The 21585-nt window shown below is 64.8% G+C and carries 21 protein-coding genes; 9 read left to right on the forward strand and 12 right to left on the reverse strand.

Going from position 1 to position 21585, the window contains the following annotated elements; translation table 11 throughout:
- Positions 1–56: 56 nt before the first annotated feature.
- On the reverse strand, positions 57–248 hold the full coding sequence (locus QQ977_RS13170; protein WP_285926233.1) for a hypothetical protein: 192 nt from the start codon (positions 246–248) through the stop codon (positions 57–59).
- A gap of 457 nt (positions 249–705) precedes the next feature.
- On the opposite strand from QQ977_RS13170, the gene QQ977_RS13175 reads away from it, so the two are divergent.
- Positions 706–1416, forward strand: coding sequence for a DUF6517 family protein (locus QQ977_RS13175; protein WP_285926234.1), 711 nt, complete (start codon positions 706–708; stop codon positions 1414–1416).
- Between the two features lie 204 nt (positions 1417–1620).
- Here the strand turns inward: QQ977_RS13175 and surE are convergent, their stop codons facing one another.
- Positions 1621–2439, reverse strand: coding sequence for a 5'/3'-nucleotidase SurE (gene surE, locus QQ977_RS13180; protein WP_285926235.1), 819 nt, complete (start codon positions 2437–2439; stop codon positions 1621–1623).
- Positions 2440–2736: 297 nt separating this feature from the next.
- Between surE and QQ977_RS13185 the strand changes: the two genes are divergently transcribed.
- Entirely contained in the window at positions 2737–3378 is a 642-nt protein-coding gene (locus QQ977_RS13185; protein WP_285926236.1) for a hypothetical protein, read from the forward strand.
- 27 nt (positions 3379–3405) lie between these two features.
- On the opposite strand, the gene QQ977_RS13190 is transcribed toward QQ977_RS13185, so the two are convergent.
- Both QQ977_RS13190 and QQ977_RS13195 read right to left on the reverse strand, forming a co-directional pair.
- Complete coding sequence (locus QQ977_RS13190; RefSeq protein WP_285926237.1) at positions 3406–4905, reverse strand: small ribosomal subunit Rsm22 family protein; 1500 nt, start codon at positions 4903–4905, stop codon at positions 3406–3408.
- Positions 4902–5657 carry a prephenate dehydrogenase/arogenate dehydrogenase family protein gene (locus QQ977_RS13195; protein WP_285926238.1) on the reverse strand — a complete coding sequence of 252 codons (756 nt, stop codon included), beginning with the start codon at positions 5655–5657 and terminating at the stop codon, positions 4902–4904. The genes QQ977_RS13190 and QQ977_RS13195 overlap by 4 nt, the downstream gene beginning before the upstream one ends.
- A 90-nt stretch (positions 5658–5747) precedes the next feature.
- Here QQ977_RS13195 and QQ977_RS13200 point away from each other — a divergent pair, with 90 nt between their 5' ends.
- From QQ977_RS13200 to QQ977_RS13210, 3 genes are all read left to right on the forward strand, one after another.
- Complete coding sequence (locus QQ977_RS13200) at positions 5748–6557, forward strand: HesA/MoeB/ThiF family protein (RefSeq protein WP_285926239.1); 810 nt, start codon at positions 5748–5750, stop codon at positions 6555–6557.
- Positions 6558–6654: 97 nt separating this feature from the next.
- Positions 6655–8226, forward strand: coding sequence for an ethylbenzene dehydrogenase-related protein (locus tag QQ977_RS13205; RefSeq protein WP_285926240.1), 1572 nt, complete (start codon positions 6655–6657; stop codon positions 8224–8226).
- 51 nt (positions 8227–8277) lie between these two features.
- Positions 8278–9642, forward strand: coding sequence for a chloride channel protein (locus QQ977_RS13210; RefSeq protein ID WP_285926241.1), 1365 nt, complete (start codon positions 8278–8280; stop codon positions 9640–9642).
- Positions 9643–9686: 44 nt separating this feature from the next.
- Here QQ977_RS13210 and QQ977_RS13215 read toward each other — a convergent pair whose 3' ends face one another.
- The 4 genes from QQ977_RS13215 to QQ977_RS13230 form a co-directional block, all read right to left on the reverse strand.
- Positions 9687–10925 (reverse strand): YncE family protein, encoded by a 1239-nt coding sequence (locus QQ977_RS13215; protein ID WP_285926242.1) that lies wholly within the window; start codon positions 10923–10925, stop codon positions 9687–9689.
- Between the two features lie 214 nt (positions 10926–11139).
- Entirely contained in the window at positions 11140–11937 is a 798-nt protein-coding gene (locus QQ977_RS13220) for a cohesin domain-containing protein (RefSeq protein ID WP_285926243.1), read from the reverse strand.
- Positions 11934–13304, reverse strand: coding sequence for a DUF7350 domain-containing protein (locus QQ977_RS13225; protein WP_285926244.1), 1371 nt, complete (start codon positions 13302–13304; stop codon positions 11934–11936). The genes QQ977_RS13220 and QQ977_RS13225 overlap by 4 nt, the downstream gene beginning before the upstream one ends.
- Positions 13301–14584 (reverse strand): DUF7405 family protein, encoded by a 1284-nt coding sequence (locus tag QQ977_RS13230; protein ID WP_285926245.1) that lies wholly within the window; start codon positions 14582–14584, stop codon positions 13301–13303. The genes QQ977_RS13225 and QQ977_RS13230 overlap by 4 nt, the downstream gene beginning before the upstream one ends.
- 304 nt (positions 14585–14888) lie before the next feature.
- Between QQ977_RS13230 and QQ977_RS13235 the strand changes: the two genes are divergently transcribed.
- The 4 genes from QQ977_RS13235 to rdfA all read left to right on the forward strand — a co-directional run bounded on the left by QQ977_RS13235 (position 14889) and on the right by rdfA (position 17820).
- Entirely contained in the window at positions 14889–15371 is a 483-nt protein-coding gene (locus QQ977_RS13235; RefSeq protein WP_285926246.1) for a cupredoxin domain-containing protein, read from the forward strand.
- A gap of 180 nt (positions 15372–15551) precedes the next feature.
- On the forward strand, positions 15552–16568 hold the full coding sequence (thyA, locus tag QQ977_RS13240) for a thymidylate synthase (RefSeq protein WP_285926247.1): 1017 nt from the start codon (positions 15552–15554) through the stop codon (positions 16566–16568).
- Complete coding sequence (locus tag QQ977_RS13245) at positions 16565–17110, forward strand: dihydrofolate reductase (protein ID WP_285926248.1); 546 nt, start codon at positions 16565–16567, stop codon at positions 17108–17110. The genes thyA and QQ977_RS13245 overlap by 4 nt, the downstream gene beginning before the upstream one ends.
- A 101-nt stretch (positions 17111–17211) precedes the next feature.
- A complete protein-coding gene (gene rdfA, locus QQ977_RS13250; protein ID WP_285926249.1) occupies positions 17212–17820 on the forward strand; it encodes a rod-determining factor RdfA in 609 nt (202 codons plus the stop codon).
- A gap of 146 nt (positions 17821–17966) precedes the next feature.
- Here rdfA and QQ977_RS13255 read toward each other — a convergent pair whose 3' ends face one another.
- From QQ977_RS13255 to QQ977_RS13270, 4 genes are all read right to left on the reverse strand, one after another.
- Positions 17967–18974, reverse strand: a complete 1008-nt coding sequence (locus tag QQ977_RS13255) for a hypothetical protein (protein ID WP_285926250.1) — start codon at positions 18972–18974, stop codon at positions 17967–17969.
- Positions 18975–19065: 91 nt separating this feature from the next.
- Entirely contained in the window at positions 19066–19848 is a 783-nt protein-coding gene (locus QQ977_RS13260; RefSeq protein WP_285926251.1) for an ABC transporter permease subunit, read from the reverse strand.
- A complete protein-coding gene (locus QQ977_RS13265; protein ID WP_285926252.1) occupies positions 19845–20630 on the reverse strand; it encodes an ABC transporter permease in 786 nt (261 codons plus the stop codon). Before QQ977_RS13265 ends, QQ977_RS13260 begins: the two co-directional genes overlap by 4 nt.
- Positions 20627–21568, reverse strand: a complete 942-nt coding sequence (locus QQ977_RS13270) for an ABC transporter ATP-binding protein (RefSeq protein WP_285926253.1) — start codon at positions 21566–21568, stop codon at positions 20627–20629. Before QQ977_RS13270 ends, QQ977_RS13265 begins: the two co-directional genes overlap by 4 nt.
- Positions 21569–21585 lie beyond the last annotated feature (17 nt).

A 21585-nucleotide genomic window follows, 5' to 3' on the forward strand; every position in this document is an offset into this window, starting at 1 on the left:
CGGACCGAGGACTCCACGCTCGAGGCGCACTCGACGAATCGGCTCGGAGTGGCGCGTCACTCCTCGTGGGCAGGCTCCGTCACCGAGACCGCGACGTAGACGAGTCCCGCGAGCCCGAAAAGCGCGATCACGATGCCGACGATGGTCAACACCGTCAGTCCGCTCTGAAACATCCCGACGAGCAACACGATCAACCCGAGAGCGAACGTGGCGAACGGGACGGCGAACGCCTTCGATTCGCGGTCCATGTCGGGTCGTATTCGCTGCACCGACGTAAGTATGATATTCATACTGATACAAATTCAGCTCTACCGACCGATGTTACCCGCTTAGTCCGTCTCGTGGTACTACTTCATCAGCGACATTTTTTGTGGGATCGGCTCGTACGCTCGGGTGCATATGGCGGACGAACACGACGACCGCGAGACGAATCGAGGTACCGACCGTGGCATCGTTTCGCGAATCAAGCGCGTGTTCAGCCGGGGTTAACCCTGGCCCCGTCATCCCATCCTCGAGCGATTTTTCGTCGGTGTCGAGAACGGCTCCCGATCGTTCTCGGGACAGCCTGACGGCTGGTCTGCACCCTGGTCGCAATAAGACAAACGTACGTGATATTTCATTGATCGATGTAATAACTTGTGGATCGATTGTCGTATTTGGGAGAAAACAACAAACACTTACGAATCGCGGTGGCATTTGCTCGAGATGCAACGACGAAACGTTCTCGCCGGAATCGGTACCGCGGCACTTGCGAGTATCGCGGGCTGTCTGGGAACCGTCGGCCTCGACGAACACGAGGCGTCCCCGGCCGGCGTCGACTCCGACGTTCGCTCGGAGACGGGATACGAACTCGTCGGCGTCGAGGAGGTCGGCGTCGAAGAGACCGTCGGTGCGGCCGGTCTCTCCGAGACGGTCGTCGTCCGGAACTATCTGACCGAGTGCGAGAAGGCCGTCGGCGTCGAGCCGATCGGTGAACAGCGCGCTGCCGTGTTTACCGTCCTCTCGACGCCACAGGTCGGCGTCGCCGGGTGGAACGTAAACCCCGTCGAGGAGATGTCGACCGCGGAACTCGTCTCTCTCGTCGAGGACAACTACGACGATATCGACAATATCTCCCACGAGGACGACGACGAGTTCTCCGTTCTGGGCCAGACGACGACGCACGCTACGTTCACCGCCGATGCCGTCTTCGACGGCGTCGACCTCGAGGTGAACCTGCACGTGACCGAAGCCGTCGAGACGGACGACGACTTGCTCGTGACGATCGGCGTCTATCCACGGGAGGTCGAGCTCGAAGAAGAAGAGAACGTCCGCGAACTGATCGCTGCGGTGACCGAGACGCTCGACGATGAAGATGCTGATGAGGGGACGGACGACGAGGGCGCTGACGACGAAGACGACGGCCTTCTGGGCTAATCGCTCGATAGCACGGGACTACATCGCCATCGATTGGCCGCGGAACGTCGGACAGTCGGGTGATCAGCCTGGACGCGTTCGGACTCGATTCTCTGGCCGAGACGGACGACAGCGCCGACGACTCATACAGATTGCAGTACCGATGTCCCGGTGCAACCACAGAACGGTCGCGGTTGCGCCGGGACAGACAGACAACGGTCCGTATCAACGACTGCGTTGTGACGCCGTCTCGAGGGTATCCTCGCGATACTCTTCGACGACGGCGTCCAGTCCATCGTGGTGGGCGTTCGCCTGCGGAACCCGAAGCGGGGAGACGCTGACCCGGCCCTCGACGACAGCCCGTCGGTCGGTACCCTCGGGATCGGGCAGCGTGTCGGGATCCATCCGTTCCCAGATCCGATCCTGAAGCGCGATCGAATCGCCGTTCAGCGTCGCGTCCATCTCGTAGCGACTCGAGGGACGGGTGAGCTCGAGGGGTGCGGGATCGCCGTCTGGGACCGGCGCGTTGACGTTGAGATACGCCGCCGGGTCGAAGACGTCTACGTGCTGGGTGCGTTCGACGAGATAACACGTCGCGCGAACGGCCTCGCGAAAGTCCTCGCGAGTGAGTTCGCCGGTACCGTACTCGTCGATGGGGACGTACAGCGAGCTCGCGATGGCCGGGACGTCGAAGAACGCGGCTTCGACGGCTGCGCTGACCGTCCCCGACCGCCCGATGGCGTACTCCCCGAGGTTCGCACCGTGGTTACAGCCGGCGACGACGAGGTCGGGGTCGGGATCGGGGCCGAGTTCGCCCATCGCGGCGACGACGCAGTCTGCGGGCGTTCCCTCGACGGCGTAGCCGAGCTCGTGATCCCGGACGGAGACCTCACTCGAGATCGACCGCCCGACCGCACTCTGGTCGTCGGCGGGGGCGACGACGGTCACGTCGCCGACCTCGGCGAGTCCGTCATAAAGTGCCCGCAGGCCGGGGCTGTCGATCCCGTCGTCGTTGGTGAGAACGATCTCGGGTGCCTCGCTCATGGGATATAGTTGGACTCGGCGGCGAAAAACGCTCGGGTTCCGGCGGAAGGGTGTCCGGTTAGCGGATGGCATCGTGGAAGGCCGTGGAGGTTTTGACCCAGCGACCGAGGTCGTCAAGCCCCAGTTGTACCAGGGTCCACGATCCACGATAATGACGGGGTCATACTGTCGGTCATGAATGATAGCGTTTCGATAGTTTCCAGGTCATCGCTTCACCGTTGCTCGGCCGCTTCTCACGCTATCGTTGTGCCCTTTAGAATTTTAACGGACAGGAACGAACGATACGACAGAGAAGACATGACGACAGATACGAACAACGAACTCACCCACCATCTGGCTGTCGGCGTCGGAAGCGTCGTCTTCGCTGCATTACTGTGGTTGGTGGGATACCACGAACAGCGGGTCGTGGGGGCAGTCCCGTGGTTTCTCCTGGTCCTGGTGATGAGTATCGGGCCGACGATGAGGCTCTGGCCCGGTATCAGACGCCGGTTCTCGGGGAACTTCCCGGTGAACTGGCGATCGGAACTGGGGATCTGGTTTGCGATCTGGGGCGTCGTTCACCTGCTCTTCGTGTTCCAGGCGAGAGACTGGGACGTCGTCGGCTACCTGGCAGACATGAGCCCGTGGGCTTTTGGCTCGCTCGTAGCCGTGATCATCGCAGTCGGACTCGCGGCCACCTCGAACAACCAGGCCTACGATTACATGGGCGGGAAAGCATGGAAGTGGCACCAGACCGTCGGTGCGTACGTGATCTTCTGGCTTCTCGCCGTCCACATCTACGACAGGGCGTATCACCGACCTGGGTTCCCGTCCGACGATCCGCTCCACTGGCTGTACCTGATCACACTCGTTCTTGTCGTCGCGCTCCAGATTGCCGCGTTCGCCGCGGTCGTCTCCCAGTACCGGAAGACGGGTGAGTATCCCTCCGGGCTGTCCTGATCGGCAGGGCCCGACGGCCCCGCGTTCTTACGTGATCCGGTCGACGACCGTCTCCTCGTCGACGACGAGGTTGTAGGCTCTCTCGTCGTCGTTCCACAGCGCCAGGACGGACTCGAACGAACAGACCTCACCGTAGTCGGCCTCGAGCAGCGCCCGGTTGAGCGCCGTCTCCTTTGTGCAGACGGCGTAGTGGTCGACGTCCTCGCTGCCATCGCTTACCTTGAACAGCGGGTTGGCGTCCTCGCCCTCCGAGAGCGAGCGGCTGAGCTTCGCCGCGACGAGGTCGATCCGGTTCGTGACGTGACGATCCATCTCGGCCATCTTCGCCCATCGGCTCGTCTCGAGTTCGAGCTCGACCCGCCGACGTCCGTCCAGCCGGAGGATCGAGTAGGAAAACTGGACGTCGACGTTTCTGAACTCGCCGGGATCGTGATCGTCGTCGCTCGCAGCCTCGTCGAGGCGACGCTGGAACGGCGGCGTCTCGAGATCGGGTCGAACGTCGAACGACCAGCCTCGATCCGACGGCGTCTCGCCGGGCCAGAGCCGGACGGCGGGGCTGTAGACAGTGACCTCGCCGGCGCTGCTCTCGTCGTCACCGGCGTCTGCGTCTCGTTCGCCGTCGCCACCACACGCGCCCACGGGTGCGACCCGCTCGCCCTCGACCGCCCGCTCGAGGTCGCGCAGGCCGATGCTCGTGTGCTTGTCCGCGGGTGCCATCGCGAGCACGGTGCCGTCGGGAGCGAGTGCCTCGAGATACGACCGCAGGACGGCTTCGGGATCCTCGAGTTCGCTGAGGACGTTACACATGAGGACGAGGTCGAACCCCTCACCGTCGACGTCGGCAGGATCGAACGTCTCCGCGGTCGTCCGGTGGACCGTCGGGTGGACGTTCCGGCCGGTCTCGGCGAGCAGCTCCTCGAGGACGTCCGCGGCCGCGCTTGGCTCGATGGCGTGGTACTCCACGAGCGCGTCCGCGGGGAGGGAGTCGGCGAGTCCGAGCGCGGGGCCGCCGACGCCGGCGCCGACGTCGAGCACGCGGAGGTCCCGGCCCAGCAGTTCGCGCTCGGCGAGGTCCTCGAGTGCGTACTGGACGGCGGCGTAGTACGGCGGGAGGTGGTAGATCGCGTAGCCGGCGGCGGTGTCCTCGTCGTACTCGACCGGGCGACCCTCGAGGTAACGGGCCTTGAACCGGCGGACGACCGACCGCAACAGGTCGCCGGAGGCCCCTTCGTTCCAGTTCGGTCCGTAGCGGTCCGCGAGCAGCTCCTCGAGGCGGTCGGCGTAGCGGTCGGGGAGCCGTTCGACGGGTTCGCGCCGCGGCGGGATGGGCTCGTCCTCGACGGGGACGAAGGTGTCGTCGTCGGTCTCGACCAGCCCCAGATCCGGCGCTTCCTCGCGGAGAAGCTGTCTGACGACTGCCGGGTGGGGCCTGCCCTCGACGTACTCGCTTACCTCCTCGGGATCGATCGGGCGGACCTGTCGGAGGTACTTCGCGTTCTCGCGGACGGCTTCGCGACGATCGCTCACTCTCGATCACCCGCGTGCCACCGGTCCCGGGCGTCCCGGTACAGCGACTCGAACTCGGCGGGGTCGGCCTCGGCGATTCTAGCCGCGGCCGCCGCGACGTCGTCCGCGCCGTCGAACGCTCCCTGGATGTCCGCGTACACACGCGGCGTGCCGTCGGTCACCTGCTCCGCGAGCTCCCGGAGCCCCTCGTAGATCGGCGTCTCGAACCCCTCCGGCACGGTCTCGGCTGCCAGCGCAAAGGAGAGGACGGCGGTGTGGGCGGCCGCCTGCACCGACTCCATCGCCTCGTCGTGTTCCGTTGCGGTCGTCTCGATCATCTCGTTTCCCCGCTCTCGGAGCGTCTCGAGGATGTTCGCCGAGACGGGGCCGGGCTCGTCCCGGACGACGGCGATCGATCCCGGCGCGCGCTCGGGGGCGAAAAGCGGGTGGAGACTCACCCGTTCGCGGTCGGGGGCGTGAGCAGCCATCGCCTCGAGCGCTGGTTCCATCACGCCCGAGACGTCGAGCGTGGCCGTCCTCGATTTGTGGGCGTGGGCTTCGATCGCCGCCTCGACGGCGGTCATCGGGACGGCCAGACAGACCGCCTCGAAGCGTTCGTCGGTCTCGAGGGAGACGGCGCGACCGTCGACGGCCTCGGCGGCGACCTCGGCGGCGGCCGCGTCGACGTCCGTGAACGCGACCGACGACTCAGTGGCGATCGCGTCCCCGAACCAGCGACCCATCTCGCCCGCGCCGACGATCAGTACGTCCATCGGGTGATCGTACCCGGCCCCGTTCCAAAAGCCGTTCGATCGACGGAACCGGACTCCAACGCTTATTCGCCTTCGGGGTGGACCCACCACATGAGCAGTGCGCTCGATTCACGTCAGCGCGACCGCTACTCCCGACAGCTCATGCTCGAGGGCTTCGACGACGCCGACCAGACGCGGCTGCTCTCGAGTCGTGTCCTCGTCGTCGGTGCTGGCGGGCTCGGCTCGGCAGTCATCCAGTACCTGGCGGCAGCCGGCGTCGGCACCATCGGCGTCGCCGACGACGGGTGCGTGACACGCTCGAACCTTCAGCGACAGGTCCTCCACGGCGTCGACGACCTCGAGGATCGAAAGGTCGACAGCGCGGCTCGCTCCGTCGAGCTCTTGAATCCCGACGTCACGGTCGAGACCCATCCCGATCGGGTCGAGCCCGGGACTGCCCCGTCGCTGCTCGAGGACTACGACGTCGTCGTCGACGGCCTCGACCACTTTCCCGGCCGGTTCGTGTGCAACGACGTCGCCCGCCTCCAGGAGACGCCGTTCGTCCACGGCGCGGTCTACGGCCTCGAGGGCCAGACGATGGCGTTCCGTCCCGGTGGTCCCTGCTACCGGTGTCTCCTCCCCGAGGCACCCGATCCCGGGGCCGTCCCCTCCGACGAACCGATGGGAATTTTCCCAACGCTTCCCGGCGCGATCGGCTGTCTCCAGGCGACAGAGGTCCTCAAACTCCTGCTCGAGTACGGGACGGTGCTCGACGACCACCTGCTCCGGTACGACGCGACGGACGCGACGCTTACGAAGACGGCGCTCGAGCCGGCTCCCGACTGTCCCGTCTGTGGCCCCGACGGTGTCGAGTCGGTCGAGGACCTCGCGTACGACGATCGGTGCCGGATCGAGCGCTGACGGTCGCGGACCGCCACGGAGCCGGTCGTCAGCGACAGATCACCTGCCGCGAACGTGGGTGTAGGCTTCATACCCTCGTCCGGTGTAGGGCGGCCCCATGGACGGCGTCGACGACAGCGAGCGACGGAGCGACGACCCCGAGTACACCTTCCCCGACGGCGTACCGGACCGGCTTCGCCGGCGGTTTCTCTCGGCCGTCGGCGCGAGCGGACTCGCCGCACTCGCCGGCTGTGCCGAGCTGCTCGAGGACGACGATCCGGACGACGACCTCGAGCCGGACGACGACCCCGACGAGCCCGACCCAGAACGCGAAGAGTACCTCGACTACACCGACCTCGAGACGATGCAGGTCGACTGGATCCCCGAGGAACTGGTCGTCCCTCTCGAGACCCAGATCGCCCACGACGACGAGGAGATTCGCTTCCGGTTCCAGTTCGACTCGCCGGAGCCCTACGGCTGGTACCACGACATGCTCGTCTACGAGGACGGCCAGTGGCGCGAACTCGACGCTCCGAATCCCGACGTCGCCGACCCCGACTACGGCGCGACCGAGTGGCACGAGGGCTTTACCGAGGATCGGATCTCGTTCCTGCTGGGCGACGGCAGCGTCCAGGGGTTCGCGGAGTACGGCGGCTGGCTGACCGCGATGCTGGGCGTTCGCTCGCTGCCGGGTGCGGTCGAAGGCGAAGACGTCGAAGAACACCCCCACCTCGGCGAGGAACTCGGCCAGGACGACGTCCGGAAGTTCATCCCCCAGTCCCGGGAGGGCGAGTGGTGGGAACACGACTGGGACGCCGTCCGCCCACAGGAGGAACTCGAGGAGATGCTCGCCGAGGGTGAGTTCCTCGACCTGCCGATCTGGCGCGGTCACCGGAGCAATCCCGTCGGCTACGCGACCAACCACTTCGTCCTCGAGCACCGCCACGGAGCCATCGAGGGCGAGGACACCTACGACAGCCAGGAGTGGGACGAAGACGACGGCCCCGAGTACATGTTCGACCCCGACGTCGTCGACGACGGGGCACTCGAGATCGACGACGTCGAGGACGGCGAGATCGATCCTCAGGACGACGTCTACTGGCTCGAAGAGGAGCACATGGTCGAGTTCGACTCCGACGTCGCGGCGTTCGAGGGTGCGGTGGTCCCCAGACGCGTCCTCCAGGAGCCGACCGAGGGCGAGGCCGTCTGGGAGGCCCGCGGCGAGTGGGACGACGGCATCTGGACCGTCGAGATGCGACGGGCGCTCGAGACGGGCTACGACGGCGACGTCCCGCTCGAGCCCGGCGAGGTCTACGAGTGGACGCCGGCGGTCCACTGGGGGTCCGAAGAGCGGTGGCACCACGTCGGTTACCCGTACCTGCTCGGACTCGAAACCGATCCCGAGCCGCCCGAGGACGAGGAGGGCGACCCCGTCGAGGAGGCGACGCTCGTCGCCGAGACGTTCGAGGACGAACCCGACTGGGACGAGATCGAGACGTACACGATCCCCTGTATGTACCCTGGACAAGTCGACTGGACGTGGCTGACCAGCGGGCTCCACCCCTACGAGGACGAGATCAAAGACGCCGAAGTGAGCATCTGGGGATTCCACGACTACGTGCTCGACGATCCCGAGCGGTTCGCACAGCGAAACGTCGACCTCGAACTCGACGACGCGCCACGGGAATGAGACTGGTCGACGGACGATCCATCCCGTCGCTGGACGGTACCCCACGTTAGCGTGGTGTCCTTCCGTCTCATCTTTGCCGCACTCGCCAGGTACGGTGACCGGATCGTCCGTCGGTTCGAGACGCCCTTCGCGGGACGGTTGATCGTCCTCGCGGTCGTCGTCGGCGTGGTCGGCGGGCTCGGTGCGGCGGCGTTCCGATATATGATTCTCGTCGTTACGTTCCTCTTTTTCGGAGCCCACTCACAGGACGTGCTCGTGGAATCGGTCGTCGCCCTCCCCTGGTACTACCGCGTGCTCGCGCCCGCCATTGGCGGCGCACTCGTCGGACTGATCATCGTGTACGGCGGCGAGCAGGTGAGTGGCCATGGCGTGCCTGAAGTCCTCGAGGCGATGGACCGACGGGACGGCGTGATCCCCGTCCGGATCGCTCCGGCGAAGGCGGTCGCGTCGGCGATCTGTATCGGCTCCGGTGGGGCGACCGGCCGCGAGGGACCGATCGTCCAGATCGGCGGGACGTTCGGCTCCGTCGTGGGACGGCGACTCGAACTCTCGGAATCGAAGACGAAGGTGTTGCTGTCGGCCGGCGCAGCCGCCGGCATCGGCGGCACGTTCAACGCCCCGCTGGGCGGGATGATCTTCGGGTGGGAAGTGCTCCTCGGGAGGGTCACGAGGGAGTCGATACCGGCGATCGCGGTCGCCTCCGTGGTCGGGACAGTGACGGCGAACGTCGTCGTCGGGCTCCCCGACCCCATCTTTTCGGTGCCGGCGATCGAGGTGGTGAGCTACTGGGAAGCGGTCGCATACGCGGGTCTCGGCCTCGTCGGTGCGGTCGTCGCACTGACGTATACGAACGCGCTGTACGCCGTCGAAGACGCCTTCGAGCGGCTCCCGGTCGGTGACGCCACGAAGCCGGCGCTGGGCGGATTGGGTCTGGGCGTTCTCGCGCTCTCGGCCCCACAGGTCCACGCGACGGGCTATCCGGTGATCCAGGATGCCCTCGTGGGTGCGTTCCCTCTCGAGGTCGTGCTCGCGTTCGGCGTCGCAAAGATCGTCGCGACGAGTCTCACCCTCGGTAGCGGCGGCTCTGGTGGGATCTTCGCGCCGGCGCTTTTCATCGGAGCGATGATGGGAAGTGCCTACGGAACGGTCCTCGAGGACGCGTTCCCGGCGGTCGTCGGTGATCCTACCACCTACGCTGCCGTCGGCATGGGTGCGGTGTTCGCCGGTGCCGCCCACGCTCCGCTGACCGCCATCGTCATCGTCTACGAGTTGACGGGTGACGTCCGGATCGTGGGCCCGCTCGCGATCGCCTGTCTCCTCAGCACGGTACTGTCGCGACGCGTTCTGGAACCGAACATCTACACGATCGGACTGCTCGAGCGCGGCGTCGACGTCGACTCGAGGCGGTTGCTCTGATTCGCACACGGCGGTCTCCAAAACAGCGTTCGTCGGTTGTCCCGTTACAGGAGCCGCACGTTGGCAGCGTGCATGTCGCTCTCGTCGATCGGGTTTGGCTCGACGATGTCGAGTATTTCTCTCGTTTCAGGGTCGATGATCGACATGCCGGGTGTGTCGCCGGTTGAGGCGTGTGGGTCGCCCGATTGCGGTTCCGGACCCCGGAGACTCGCCAGCATGTAGTCGTTTCCGGGCGTGCCGGCGACGATGTCCGGCGCGGTGCCGGTTTCTTCGACGTAGTCGATGACGGTGAGCTCTTCGGTGTCGATGACGACCGCGTCGTTCGTCTCGCGGTTGAACACCCAGGCCTCGGAGATGTCGTCGACGTCCTCGAAGGTCGGACCGAACCAGATCCCGTGGGCGTCGAAGCCGCCGCTGCTGCCGCTTGCGATCACTTCCTGGTCGTCGGCGTCGTAGACGTACCACTGGCCGACGCCACCGGACTCGTGGCTCGACGGTGCGCCGCCGGTGAACCAGAACCGGTTCGTCCCCGGCTGTCTGATCACGCCACAGTTTGCCCGGAGTTCGTCGGGCATGATCACCTCGTCGATCTCGAAGGCCTCGATGTCGACTCGCACGACTGCTGCGTCGTCGATCCCGGCTCCGACCGTATGATACGACATCGAGCCGTCCTGGGTGATGTCGTGACAGATCGGCTGGGGATTGGGCATCGGTCCCTCCTGGAGTTCCTCGTGTTCCATGAAGTCGATCTCGTCGACGATCTCGAACTCGTAGTTCTCCCAGTCGGCCTCGACCTCCCGGATCGCCGCGTCGTTGATGACGTCGACGATGATCCGCTCGTCGTTTCGTTCTTCGCCCTCGAGCATCGCACTGTAGGCCCGGACACCACCCATGTGCGTCCCGGGACCGGTCTCGACTGTCTCGACGATCTCCCGGGAATCGGCGTCGTAGATCGTGAGCGTGCCGGCACCGGTGTCTGCCGACACCGCGTACTCCCAGTCGCTCGTGAAGTCGATCAGGTGCGGGCCGACGATGTCGGTACCGTGGACCTCGCCGACGTCGATCTGGTCGACCTCCTCGTACCCGATCGGATCGGCGTCGGGGTCTTCTTCGAGGATGTGGACCGTGTCGGTCCCCTGGTCGGTGAGCCAGACTTCGTAGTCCCGAGCCGTTTCGGCCGGTTCGTCGTCGGCTGTATCGTCCCCAACACACCCCGCGAGCGCGAGTGCTCCTGCAACTGTTCCGGCCTGGATGAACCGCCTCCGCGTGTGTCGTGTAGACATGGTACAATATTCGAACGTCCACTACATAAATCCTTGGGATGTGTAAACTATATTCACGAAAATGATTGTCGGGTATTACTCGATAGAGGGACAAGGTCGTTTTTATCGACTAAAACGCAGTATTATAGCTTGCTGTCACATCTTCACCCAGATGGATTGTGTGCTTTTGTGTCACTATTATACAAGAGATATGTGGGGAATCATTTCCGAGATGTCAGGCCGCCCTGTAAGCGGCGATCAGAAGAACTGCCGCGAGTGCCAGCACGGTCACGAGTGCGGGAGCCAGGGCGTCACTGTCGTCGTCGGCCGGCTCGTCATCAGTGCCGTCTTCGTCTGCGGACCCGTCGTCGCCGTCGGCGGTCGTCTCATCGTCCGTACCGTCCGAATCGTCCTCGAGCGTCTCCCTGTCGTCTTCGTCCGGCGCGTCGTCCTCGAGGTCCGGCTCGAGGACGTCGCCGCCGCCGTCGACGTGGACCTCGAGGTCACCCGAGAAGACGAACGGTGGCCACTCTTCGGTCAGTTCGATCTCGGTGTTCTCCGTATCGACGACGATCGTCGACGTCGGGGCGTCCTCGGCGACCTCGAGGACGACCGTCGCAAGTTGACCGTCGCCCTCGGCACCGCCGGCGACCGGATCGCGCCACATGTGTAACTCGGCGACTCCCTGCTCGTCGTCGTGGAACGCCTCAGACTCGACGGTCGTCTCCTCGCCGAGTTCGAGGAACGGACCGGGCTGAAGTTCGACGACCTCGAGGTGGTCGGGCTGGTAGTCCAACCGGAACTCGATTCGCTCGACGGCGTCGGTGGTCGTCCGGCCGTCGGCGCGCAACAGAACGTCGACTTCGATCTCCTCGCCCGGCTCGGCCTCGATCTCGTCGTCCCCGAACTCGATGACTTCCGGCGCGTCTCCCGCCGCGGCCGTTCCAGCGAGTGGCCCCGCGGCCACCAGTCCGGCGGCCAGCAACGTGGCGACGACCACGACGACCGCGCCGTCTCCCTCGCGGTCGATCATGGCGGTGTCAACTCGATTGTCACCGGGGGCATCTCGACGAACGCCGTCTCGTAGCCCGCGTGTCGCGAAACCTGTGGCGCGGTATCCACCTCGAGGATGAGTTCGCCGCCGTCGGGTGCCTCATCGAGCGCCACGCCGTAGTGGTAGCCGAGTTCGTGATCGAGCGTCTCGGTCAGCGAGCCCTCCGCGAGGACGTCGCCGTCGTCCTCGAGGCGGTAGGACAGTCCCATCATCGGCAGGATCGAGCGGTTGTACGGCGTCCGGGTCGACACTGCGAGATAGTACTCCTCGTCGTCGACGAGTCTGGAGCCGGGCGCTAAGAGCGTCGTCGCGAGCACGGCGTCGCCGGTGGTGGGCGTCCCCTGCAACTCGCCCGGCAGTTCCATCGCGGGCGGGGTCTCGCCCTCGTCGGGGCCGCGCGAGAAGGTGCCGTATCGGTTGTTGTCCTCGGTCTCCTCCCACAGTTCCCGGTCGTCGTTGTCTCCGTGGTCGTCGTTGTCTCCGTGGTCGTCGTTGTCTCCGTGGTCGTCGTTGTCTCCGTGGTCGTCGTTGTCTCCGTGGTCGTCGTTGTCTCCGTGGTCGTGATGATCGTGGTCCATGGCCGCGACGTGGTTCTCGAGTGCCCCCTCTCGACCCCACTCCTCTTCCTCGAGGTAGACGACGCCGCCGACGACCTCCTCGCGGAACTCGTCGTCGAACTCGAAGGTGAACGAGCCCTCGCCGGCCTCCTCGAATCGGCCGTCGAACTCGCCGGTCGTGCGCGCGTCGATCGAGCCGACACGAACCTCGGCTTCGTAGGTGCCGTCTTCGCCGAGGGGGACGTTGTTGCCGACGTGAAAGCCCATCTCCTGGGAGATCATCGGCCACGGGGCGTAGGTGTCGCCCGGCTCGCCCTCGGGCCCGACGCTGAGCTCGAGGCCGGTCTCGACGGGAACGATCATCTCGGTCTCGGGATCGCGGACGGTCACCATCAGGTGGACGTCGTCGTCGTCGGCGACCTCGGCGACCTCGACTTCCTCGCCGGTCACGTTCCAGAACTGGTGGGGGTAGGTCACCATCGGGACGAGTTCGTACTCACCCGCGGAGACGGGTTCTAAGTGTCGCATCGCCTCGAAGTGAGTCGGAACGTACACCGCGTCGGGCGGATCCTCGACCTGCGGAAGTTCCGGGGCGACGGTCGGTTCGGACGGTTCGTCGTCGTCATCGTCGTCGTCATCTTCCGGCTCGCCGTCGTCGGTCTCGTCGTCACCGCCGGCACAGCCGGCCAGTACGGCCGCGCCTGCAACGCCGGCGGCCGACAGGAGGTGGCGTCGTCCAACTCGTCGGTCGGTACCTCGAGCGTCTGTCGTGGGTCGCTTTCGGGTCATGGATCTGGTCGTGGGAACGAACGGAGCGGTCGCGGCGGAACCAACGCGTTCGCGCGTCGCCGGACGAAGAAGTACTGGAGGATGCCGTTGTTCACGCGCCGACCGACCGAGGTCTCGTCGGCGAGCGCCGCACCGGTGATCGCCTCCCGGACGCGCACGAAGTCGGCAATCTCGCGCTGGAGCGAGAGAAAGTGCAACCCCGCGCGGTCGTCGTCCGTCGAATCGAAATCCCGCCGGAGGAGGATCGGTTCGCCGTCCACGCGGGCGCTGGCGGCCTTCTGGGCGTGGCCGACGACCCCCCGCTGGCTTGCTGTCTCGAGGACGTCCTCGGCGACTTCGGCCACCCGCGGATCCGAGTCGAACCGCTCGCCGTGTTCGCCGACGAGATCGTCGTCCGCGTGCGTGGGGCTGAACATCTTCGCCACCCGCTGGAAGTGGTTCTCCTGGTGCCACCAGTCCCGGAGCTGGAACTCGATCGTCGAGACGTGTTCGGTCGTCGCCCCCTCGAAGGGGCCCTCCTCGATCGTGACGCGGTCCTCACTCGCCTGGGCCTCCCGGAAGCCGTTCATGAAGCCCATGAAAAGCGGTGCCTCCTCGGGAATCGGCGCGTCGTCGGGCACGCCGGAGACGTCGCGGTTCTCCTGCGGGAGTCCGGCCCCAACGAAGCCCGTCCGGCGGTCGACGCGCTCGAGGAGGTCGGTCACGTCGGTCACTTCCTGGCCGTTCGCCGTCTCTGCGTCGCCTACGAGCGCCTCCTCGGCTTCGATCACGGCGTCGGGTCGATCACTCGCCAGGTGAATCAGCAGGTCCGTCCGATCGAGCTCCGGTTCCTCGAGGTCGCTCAGCGACTCGGGTGCCGGCAGGTCGACCGCGTCGGGGAGGTCGGCGTCGAACCGGTCGAAGTACGACGGGGAGTAGCCCACGGTGAACAGCAGTCCCTCGTTGCTCCACTCGAAGGCCTGCTCGAGGTCCGCGAGCGCGTCGGCGAACGGCTCCTGTGTCTCCTCAGGGTCGACGCCGTCGGCGAGGTCGACGTAGCCGAGCACGTGGTGTCGTGGCGGCCGGACGTTGCCGTGGTCGTCGGTCGGCAGAAACTCGTTCCAGGCGTGCTGTCGGGACGGAACGGTTTCGGGATCACCCTGTGGGACGTCCTCGAGGCCGCCGTTGGAGTCGAAGCGGTCGACACATGCCGCAAGTCCGACGGACCCACCGGCAGCTACGGCTGATTTGAGGTACGCTCGACGCGACACCGAACCGGGATCGAGGATACCAGGCGTCATTTCGGGTCGAGGGATCCAGTCATGGGTGACCTTTCCCGCTGCGTGAGACCATTGTTGAGTACTACCACACTCGTCTCCGACAGATGACGGCCAGTATTGATTAATATTGTGGTAACTACACTAATTATGGGCATCAACCAAACCTGCCCAGTGGAAGCAGCAAAATTTTGGGTTTTGTCCTAATTACGAAGATTGCAATGGTGTACCGGAAAGAGTATCCGCATACTACACCGTTATTGACGGTCTACACAGAGAATACAAATGTGTTAGAATGTCACATGATACACATACTCGAAGAACGTGTTTGCAGTGTGCAGCCCTGATAGGGTCGATCGGGCTTGCAGGATGTATCGACGGGAACGACGACGCTGGTGCCGACGACTCGGACGTGGACGACGACGCCGATGCCGACGACTCGGACGTGGACGACGATGCTGATGCCGACGACGAGTCGATAGCCGGTAGCGAAGAGGAAAACTTCGTCGTCGTCGGTCCGGATGGTGCCTGGATATTCGACCCCGAGGAGATCACGGTTGACGTCGGTGAAACCGTCACCTGGTACTTCGATAGCCCGGGACACAACGTGACGTCTCACCCCGACGCCGCAGATCAGACCGAGAATCCAGAGGGTGCAGAGCCGTTCACGTCCTACGACGGCGATAACCACCTGATGGTAGACGATCCGGGGACGGAGTTTGAACACACCTTCGAGGTTCCCGGAGAGTACGTCTACGTCTGTACCCCTCACGTTCCATCGATGGCCGGTACGGTCGTCGTCCAGGAGTGATACGGTCTGCTGTAACGACGTACAGCGGTCCGTGCGAGTGAGCTTCGTGTACCCCACCCATCGCGGGACGAAGAATCCGCACTGCTCATTCCGGCCGTCTTGCGTTCAGCGAGACGTTCGTGGCCCACGGTTCGAGCCATCCTCGAAAGGTAGTTGGGGCCACAGTGGGAAGGCCACCGCATGCGCCAGTACCTCGAGCTCGTCGAGTCGGTCCTCGGGACGGGCACCTACAAACCCAACCGAACCGGCATCGACACCGTCTCGTCGTTCAGCCAGCACTACGAGGTCGACCTCGGGGAGGGATACCCGCTTTTGACGACCAAGCGGATGGACGGCTACCGGTGGAACTCGATGATCCACGAGATCTGCTGGTATCTCTCCGGCGAGGAACACGTCCGCAATCTCAGCGAAGAGACAGGAATCTGGGACGCCTGGGCCGACGACGAGGGACGGCTTGACACCGCCTACGGCCGCTTCTGGCGTCGGTACCCGATTCCCGAGGACGACGCACGACTCGCGGGCGAGTCCTGGCCCGAGGACGCCCACCGGTGGGTGAACGAGGAGGACGACGGCCGGCGAACCTTCGACCAGCTCCAGTACGTGGTCGACGGCCTCTCGGACAGTCCGAACTCCCGTCGGCTCGTCGTCAACGCCTGGCACCCCGCAAACGCCGCCGTCTCGACGCTGCCGCCGTGTCACTACACGTTCGTCTTCAACGTCCAGGGCGGCCGCCTGCACTGTCACCTCACCCAGCGCTCCGCCGATATCGCGCTGGGCGTCCCCTTCAACATCGCGGCTTACTCGCTGCTGACGACGGTCGTCGCCCAGCAGACCGGTCTCGAGCCCGGGACGTTCGCCCACACGCTCGTCGACGCTCACGTCTACTGTGGCCGGGGCACACGCGGCGAGTGGTACGCCGACAACCTCGAGATCCTGCAGTCCCGACTCGCCGACGTCGACGACCGCGAAGGGTTTCGCGACGTTCGCGAGTGGCTCGAGGCCGAGGCCCCACCCGAGGCCGACGGCGACGACCGGCTCGATCACGTCCCCGGCCTGCTCGAGCAACTCTCCCGGGAGCCACTCGAGCGGCCGACCCTCGACGTCGCCGACGTCACGATCGACGAGCTCTCGGCGGACGACGTCGAGCTACGCGAGTACGAGTCACACGACGGCATCCAGTTCTCGGTGGCCGAATGACGAGAGAGAGCGACGACGGGGCGACGCCCGACTTAGAGACCGACTGCGAACTCGTGGCCATCGTCGCCGTCGCCGAAAACGGCGTCATCGGCCGCGACGGAGAGATGCCCTGGCACATCCCCGCGGACCTCACACACTTCAAACGACAGACGACGGGCCATCCCGTGATCATGGGGCGAGTCACCTACGAGAGCATCCTCGAGACCCTGGGCGAGCCCCTGCCCGACCGGACGACGGTCGTGCTCACGCGCCAGGATCTCGAGACGCCCGACGACGTCCGCGTGGCAGACGATCCAGCGAGCGCGCTCGAGGCGGCCGAACGGGCGGCCAGGAACCGCCACGACGTCGACCGCATCTTCGTCGCGGGCGGCGCGACCGTCTACGAGACGTTTCTCCCCGCCGTCGACCGGCTGATCGTGACCGAAGTCCACGACAGTCCCGAAGGAGATACGCACTTCCCGGCATGGGACCGGAAGGAGTGGGAGGAACGCGACCGCGACGAGCGAGACGGCTTCGCCTTCGTCGAGTACGGCAGACGGTGAGTGTCTGGCCGAGATCGCGACGCCACTGGGGTGGCAACCGGAGCCGACACCGACAGAACCGATTGACAACACTTGTTACCCACACCCCGAAAGACCATCGTATGACCGACGACCGATCCCTGTCCCGATCGAAGGTCGCACGCGTCATCGACGAGTACGACCTCGAGGGATGGGGCGACCGACTCGAGCGGAAGTGGCTCGGCAACGGGGACGAGCGGACGAGTTTACGTGACCTCGCGACGGAGTTCAACGTCGCCGTTCTCCGGGCGGCGCTTCAGGAGGCGGGCGAGTCGACGATCGAATCCGACGTCGAAAGCGCCTACCGCACGCTAACCGACGACGACGTCTCCGAATCGGACACCATCCGAAAGCGTCGCGACCTCGAGCGAGCGGGCGTCGACGTCGACGAGGTCCTCTCGGACTTCGTTACCCACCAGGCGATCCACACCTACCTCACCGACGTCCGGGAGGCCAAACTCGAGCGCAACGACGAGGACCGGGCCGAACGGAAAAAAGAGACCATTCAACGACTGCTCAACCGGAGTCAGGTCGTCACCGAGTCGACGATCGAGGAACTCGCAAACGCCGATCTGCTCACCGACCGCGACTACGAGGTGTTCGTCAACGCCCGCATCGTCTGTGAAGACTGCGGTCAGGACTACGCCGTCGACGAGCTGATCGACCAGGGAGGGTGTGACTGCGACGTGTGATCGTGCCGGTTGGAGCCGCCTCCCGGTACAGTCGAAAGACGGTTCGCGGTTGCTCCGGAACTGACGCACAGCCGACGGGAAAACACGAAAACACAGCTCGGTCGAATACCGACCACGACCGCCCGAGAGCGGCGTCGAGACGTCTATCAACTATCGGTCCAGTCCTCTTCTTGCCACGTCGCCGTCGCGACTACGCGATCGCCGTCGACGTCTACCGACCGCTCGAGCACCGGTCCGGCGACGCCGAGCACCCCCTCGAGTTCGTCCTCGTCCGGGTCGTCGACGATCGCCGCGAAGTCGCCGGCGGACGTCTCCTCGTCTTCGGCGGTGAGCGACGCGACGATTCCCTCGGCATCTCCGACGTCCTCGAACGCCGGATGGACGAGTTCGTCGGCGTCGAACGGGCCGCCGTACTGACCGACGGCGACGTCGCCGCGACCGGCGGTCTCGAGGAGCCACGCGAACGCCTCGGAGTCGTCCGTCGCCCGATCGCCGTCGCCCTCGGCGGTACCGATGGTCGTCTCGAGTACCGCTACCGGATCGTCTGCGACGTCCTCGCCGTCGACGAACACGACCGCGTCGCTGTCGACGGCGAACGCAGCGTCGACGTCGGCGTCGACCGGCGTGTAGACGTCGTACGTGTCGATCTCGGCCGTCCGTTCCATCTGTCTGATGAATTCGAGTGGCGGTTCAGCGGTGAGTTCGTCGTCGATCTCCTCGGGTACGATCGCGCCGGACGCGATCAACGCCTCGTCGGTCCGGAGTAGCTCCTCGACGGTCGATTCGAACGCGTCGTCCTCGAGGAGCCTGCCGAGCCTGTACTGGGCGAGGTCGAGACCGACGAAGAAATACACCGAGATCAGCTCCTCCGAGACGGGCGCGATCATCGGATCGTCTTCGTACTCCGTCGGAACCTCCGCGTCGGCTTCGTCTGCTGCGTCCTCGAGTTCTTCTTCGACGTCTTCTCCGATCGACTCCCAGTCGACGTAGGTGAACGTGAGCGTCTCCTCGAGCGTGAGCCAGCGACTGTACGCCGGGAGCTCGCCGTTGACTTCCTCCTGTGTGGCGACTGTGAGCCAGCCCGTCGTTCCGACGGCGGCCGCCGTCGCCGTTACACCTGCGATCTCGAGCAGTTCACGTCGTCTCGGTGACATTATCCGGTAATACGGCTTCTATTTGCATATAGTCCGGCCCTTCGTTCGTCGCGTCGTGACGGTACACCGCGGCGAGACGACGGCCGGCACCTCAGATATCTCGGCGTGTAAAGATGACTGTGGCAATGGCCAGTAACGCGAGAAATACCACGAACAACAACCCGGCGTCGCCGACGGCGTACTCTTCGTGGACGAGAATGTCCGTCTCCTCGTAGTACCGACTCGGCGTGAACGTGCCGACCCACTCGTAGTCGTCGACCACTCTGGAGATGCCGTCGATCAACCAGAGGACGATCACAAGCGTCAGGGCCGTCACTCTGGCAGTTCGCACCCGATCGATGGTGACGGAGAGGACGAGTCCGATTCCGGCACAGACTAGCAGGTACGGGATCGAAAGCAGGTGCACCATCGTGAGTGCAACGGGGTTGAACGACTCGCCGATGAGGATCGCCCCGACGTAGACGATGACCGGGATCGCGACGTTCAACGTGATCAGGGGGACCCACAGGGCGGCAACCTTCTGGAGGACGACCGACTCGCGAGAGATCGGATTCGAGAGGGTGAGATCCATCTTTCGCTCGTCGACGTCTTTTGCGATCAATCCGGCACCGACGTACGCGAAGTAGATCCCGAGTAAGAGAACCCAGAAGAACGAGTAGAGCTCGGCAGCGATGAACCCCTCGATCGTATGTAACTCTTCGATTCCGAACAGGTCGAACATGTACTCCGGGAACGCGTCCGCGACCACTTCCATCTCCTCTTGAACGCCGGGAAACATCGAGAAGTAGAGGACCGAAAGCAGGGCGAACACACTGACCAGCACGACCGAACCACGGACTCGCTTTCTGGACTCGATTCGGAGAATCGCCGTCACGACAGATCCCTCCGTGTGAAAACGAGGACGGCGACGCCCAACAGGACGAGAAACGCCGCCAGGAGAATCCCGGCGTCGGCGAGGGCGTACTCCTCGTGAACGAGGATCGCCGACGGATCGTAGTATCGACTCGGCGTGGCCTCACCGACCCACTCGAAGTCGGGATCCATTTTGGAGAGCCCGTCGACCAGCCAGAGGACGAAGACCAGCCCCAGGGCGACAGCCTGGGCGGTTTCGACCCGGTCGATGACAACGGAGAGGACGATACCGATTCCGGCACAGACCAACAGGTAGGGGACGCCGAGCAGGTGCGCCATCGCGAGCGCGACGACGTCGATCGACTCCTCAAGGAGCTGTACGCCGACGAAGAGCGCGACGAACAGCCCGACGTTCAGCGCGACCAGAGGGACCCACAGGGCGGCGACCTTCTGGAGGACGACCGACTCGCGAGAGACCGGATTCGAGAGGAGGAGATCCATCCGGCGCGTGCGGACGTCTCTCGAGATCATACCGGCGCTGACGTACGCGACGTAGATCCCGGCGATGAGTACCCAGGTGAACGGGAAGATGTAGCCCCCGACGAAGCCCTCGATCGAGTGTAGCTCTTCGATTCCTAAGAGGGCGAGGAGATACTCCGGATACACCTCTTCGAACACCTCCGCTTCCTCCTGAATGCTCGGGAACACGACGAGAAGGATCGCCGCGAGCAAGATGAGCAGGCCGGTCAGAGCCAGCGTGCCACGGAGATGTTTCCCCGACTCGGTACGAAGGATAGCCGTCATTCTGTCCCCGCGGAGGAGTCGTCCCCGTAGTAGTGTTTGAAGATGTCGTCGAGCTGCGGGTCTCCGATGTCGACGTCTTCTACTTCGAACTCCACGAGGTGCTCTAGCAACGCGGCAGGGTCGCCGGTGTAGGTGAATCGAACTGTCCTGTCGACGGTCTCGAGGTCGATCATCTCAGCCGTCGTAAACTGTCGTTCGTCGACCGGCTCGGTAAACTGCACCCGAACGTCCTTTCCGCCCCGTTCGAGCAGGTCCTCGATGTCCTCGAGAGCGACCAGCTCTCCGTCCCGGATGATCCCCACGCGATCGCAGACGCGCTGGACTTCGCTGAGGATGTGTGAGGAGAAGAAAATTGTCTTGCCGGCGTCGCGTTCCTCCTCGAGAAAGAGGTGCATCCGGTCCTGTTTGAGCGGGTCGAGACCGGCCGTCGGTTCGTCCAAAATGGCGAGATCCGGATCGTGCATGAACGCCTGGACGATCCCGAGCATCCGTTTGTTCCCTGCCGAGTACGTCTCGATTCGTTGATCGAGCGGTGGACGAAACAGTTCCAGTAACTCGTCTCGTCGTTCGTCGCCGCGCATCCGGGCGAAGTAATCGAGCACCTCGCGGCCGGTGAGTCGTTCCTCGAAGCCGAGCGTGTCCGGCAGATACCCGATGTTAGCTTTCGCCTCGGTGAGCGCCCGTCGGTTCCGGATGTCCGCACCGAGTATTTCCCCAGTACCCGACGTCGGCTTGATGAGCCCGAGCAACAGCCGAATGGTCGTCGTCTTGCCTGCCCCGTTCGGCCCGAGATAGCCGAAGATCTCGCCCGCCTCGACGTCGACGGAGATGTCGTCGTTGGCGGTGATGTCGCCGTACCGTTTCGTGAGCCCGTCCAGACTGATCCGCGTCAGGTCCTGGGTCGACGCCGGCTCGGTTTCGGCAGTCTGGGAACACATAATCACTAGTGTTGAGA

The organism is Natrialbaceae archaeon AArc-T1-2, assembly GCF_030273315.1.
Taxonomy (GTDB): domain Archaea; phylum Halobacteriota; class Halobacteria; order Halobacteriales; family Natrialbaceae; genus Tc-Br11-E2g1.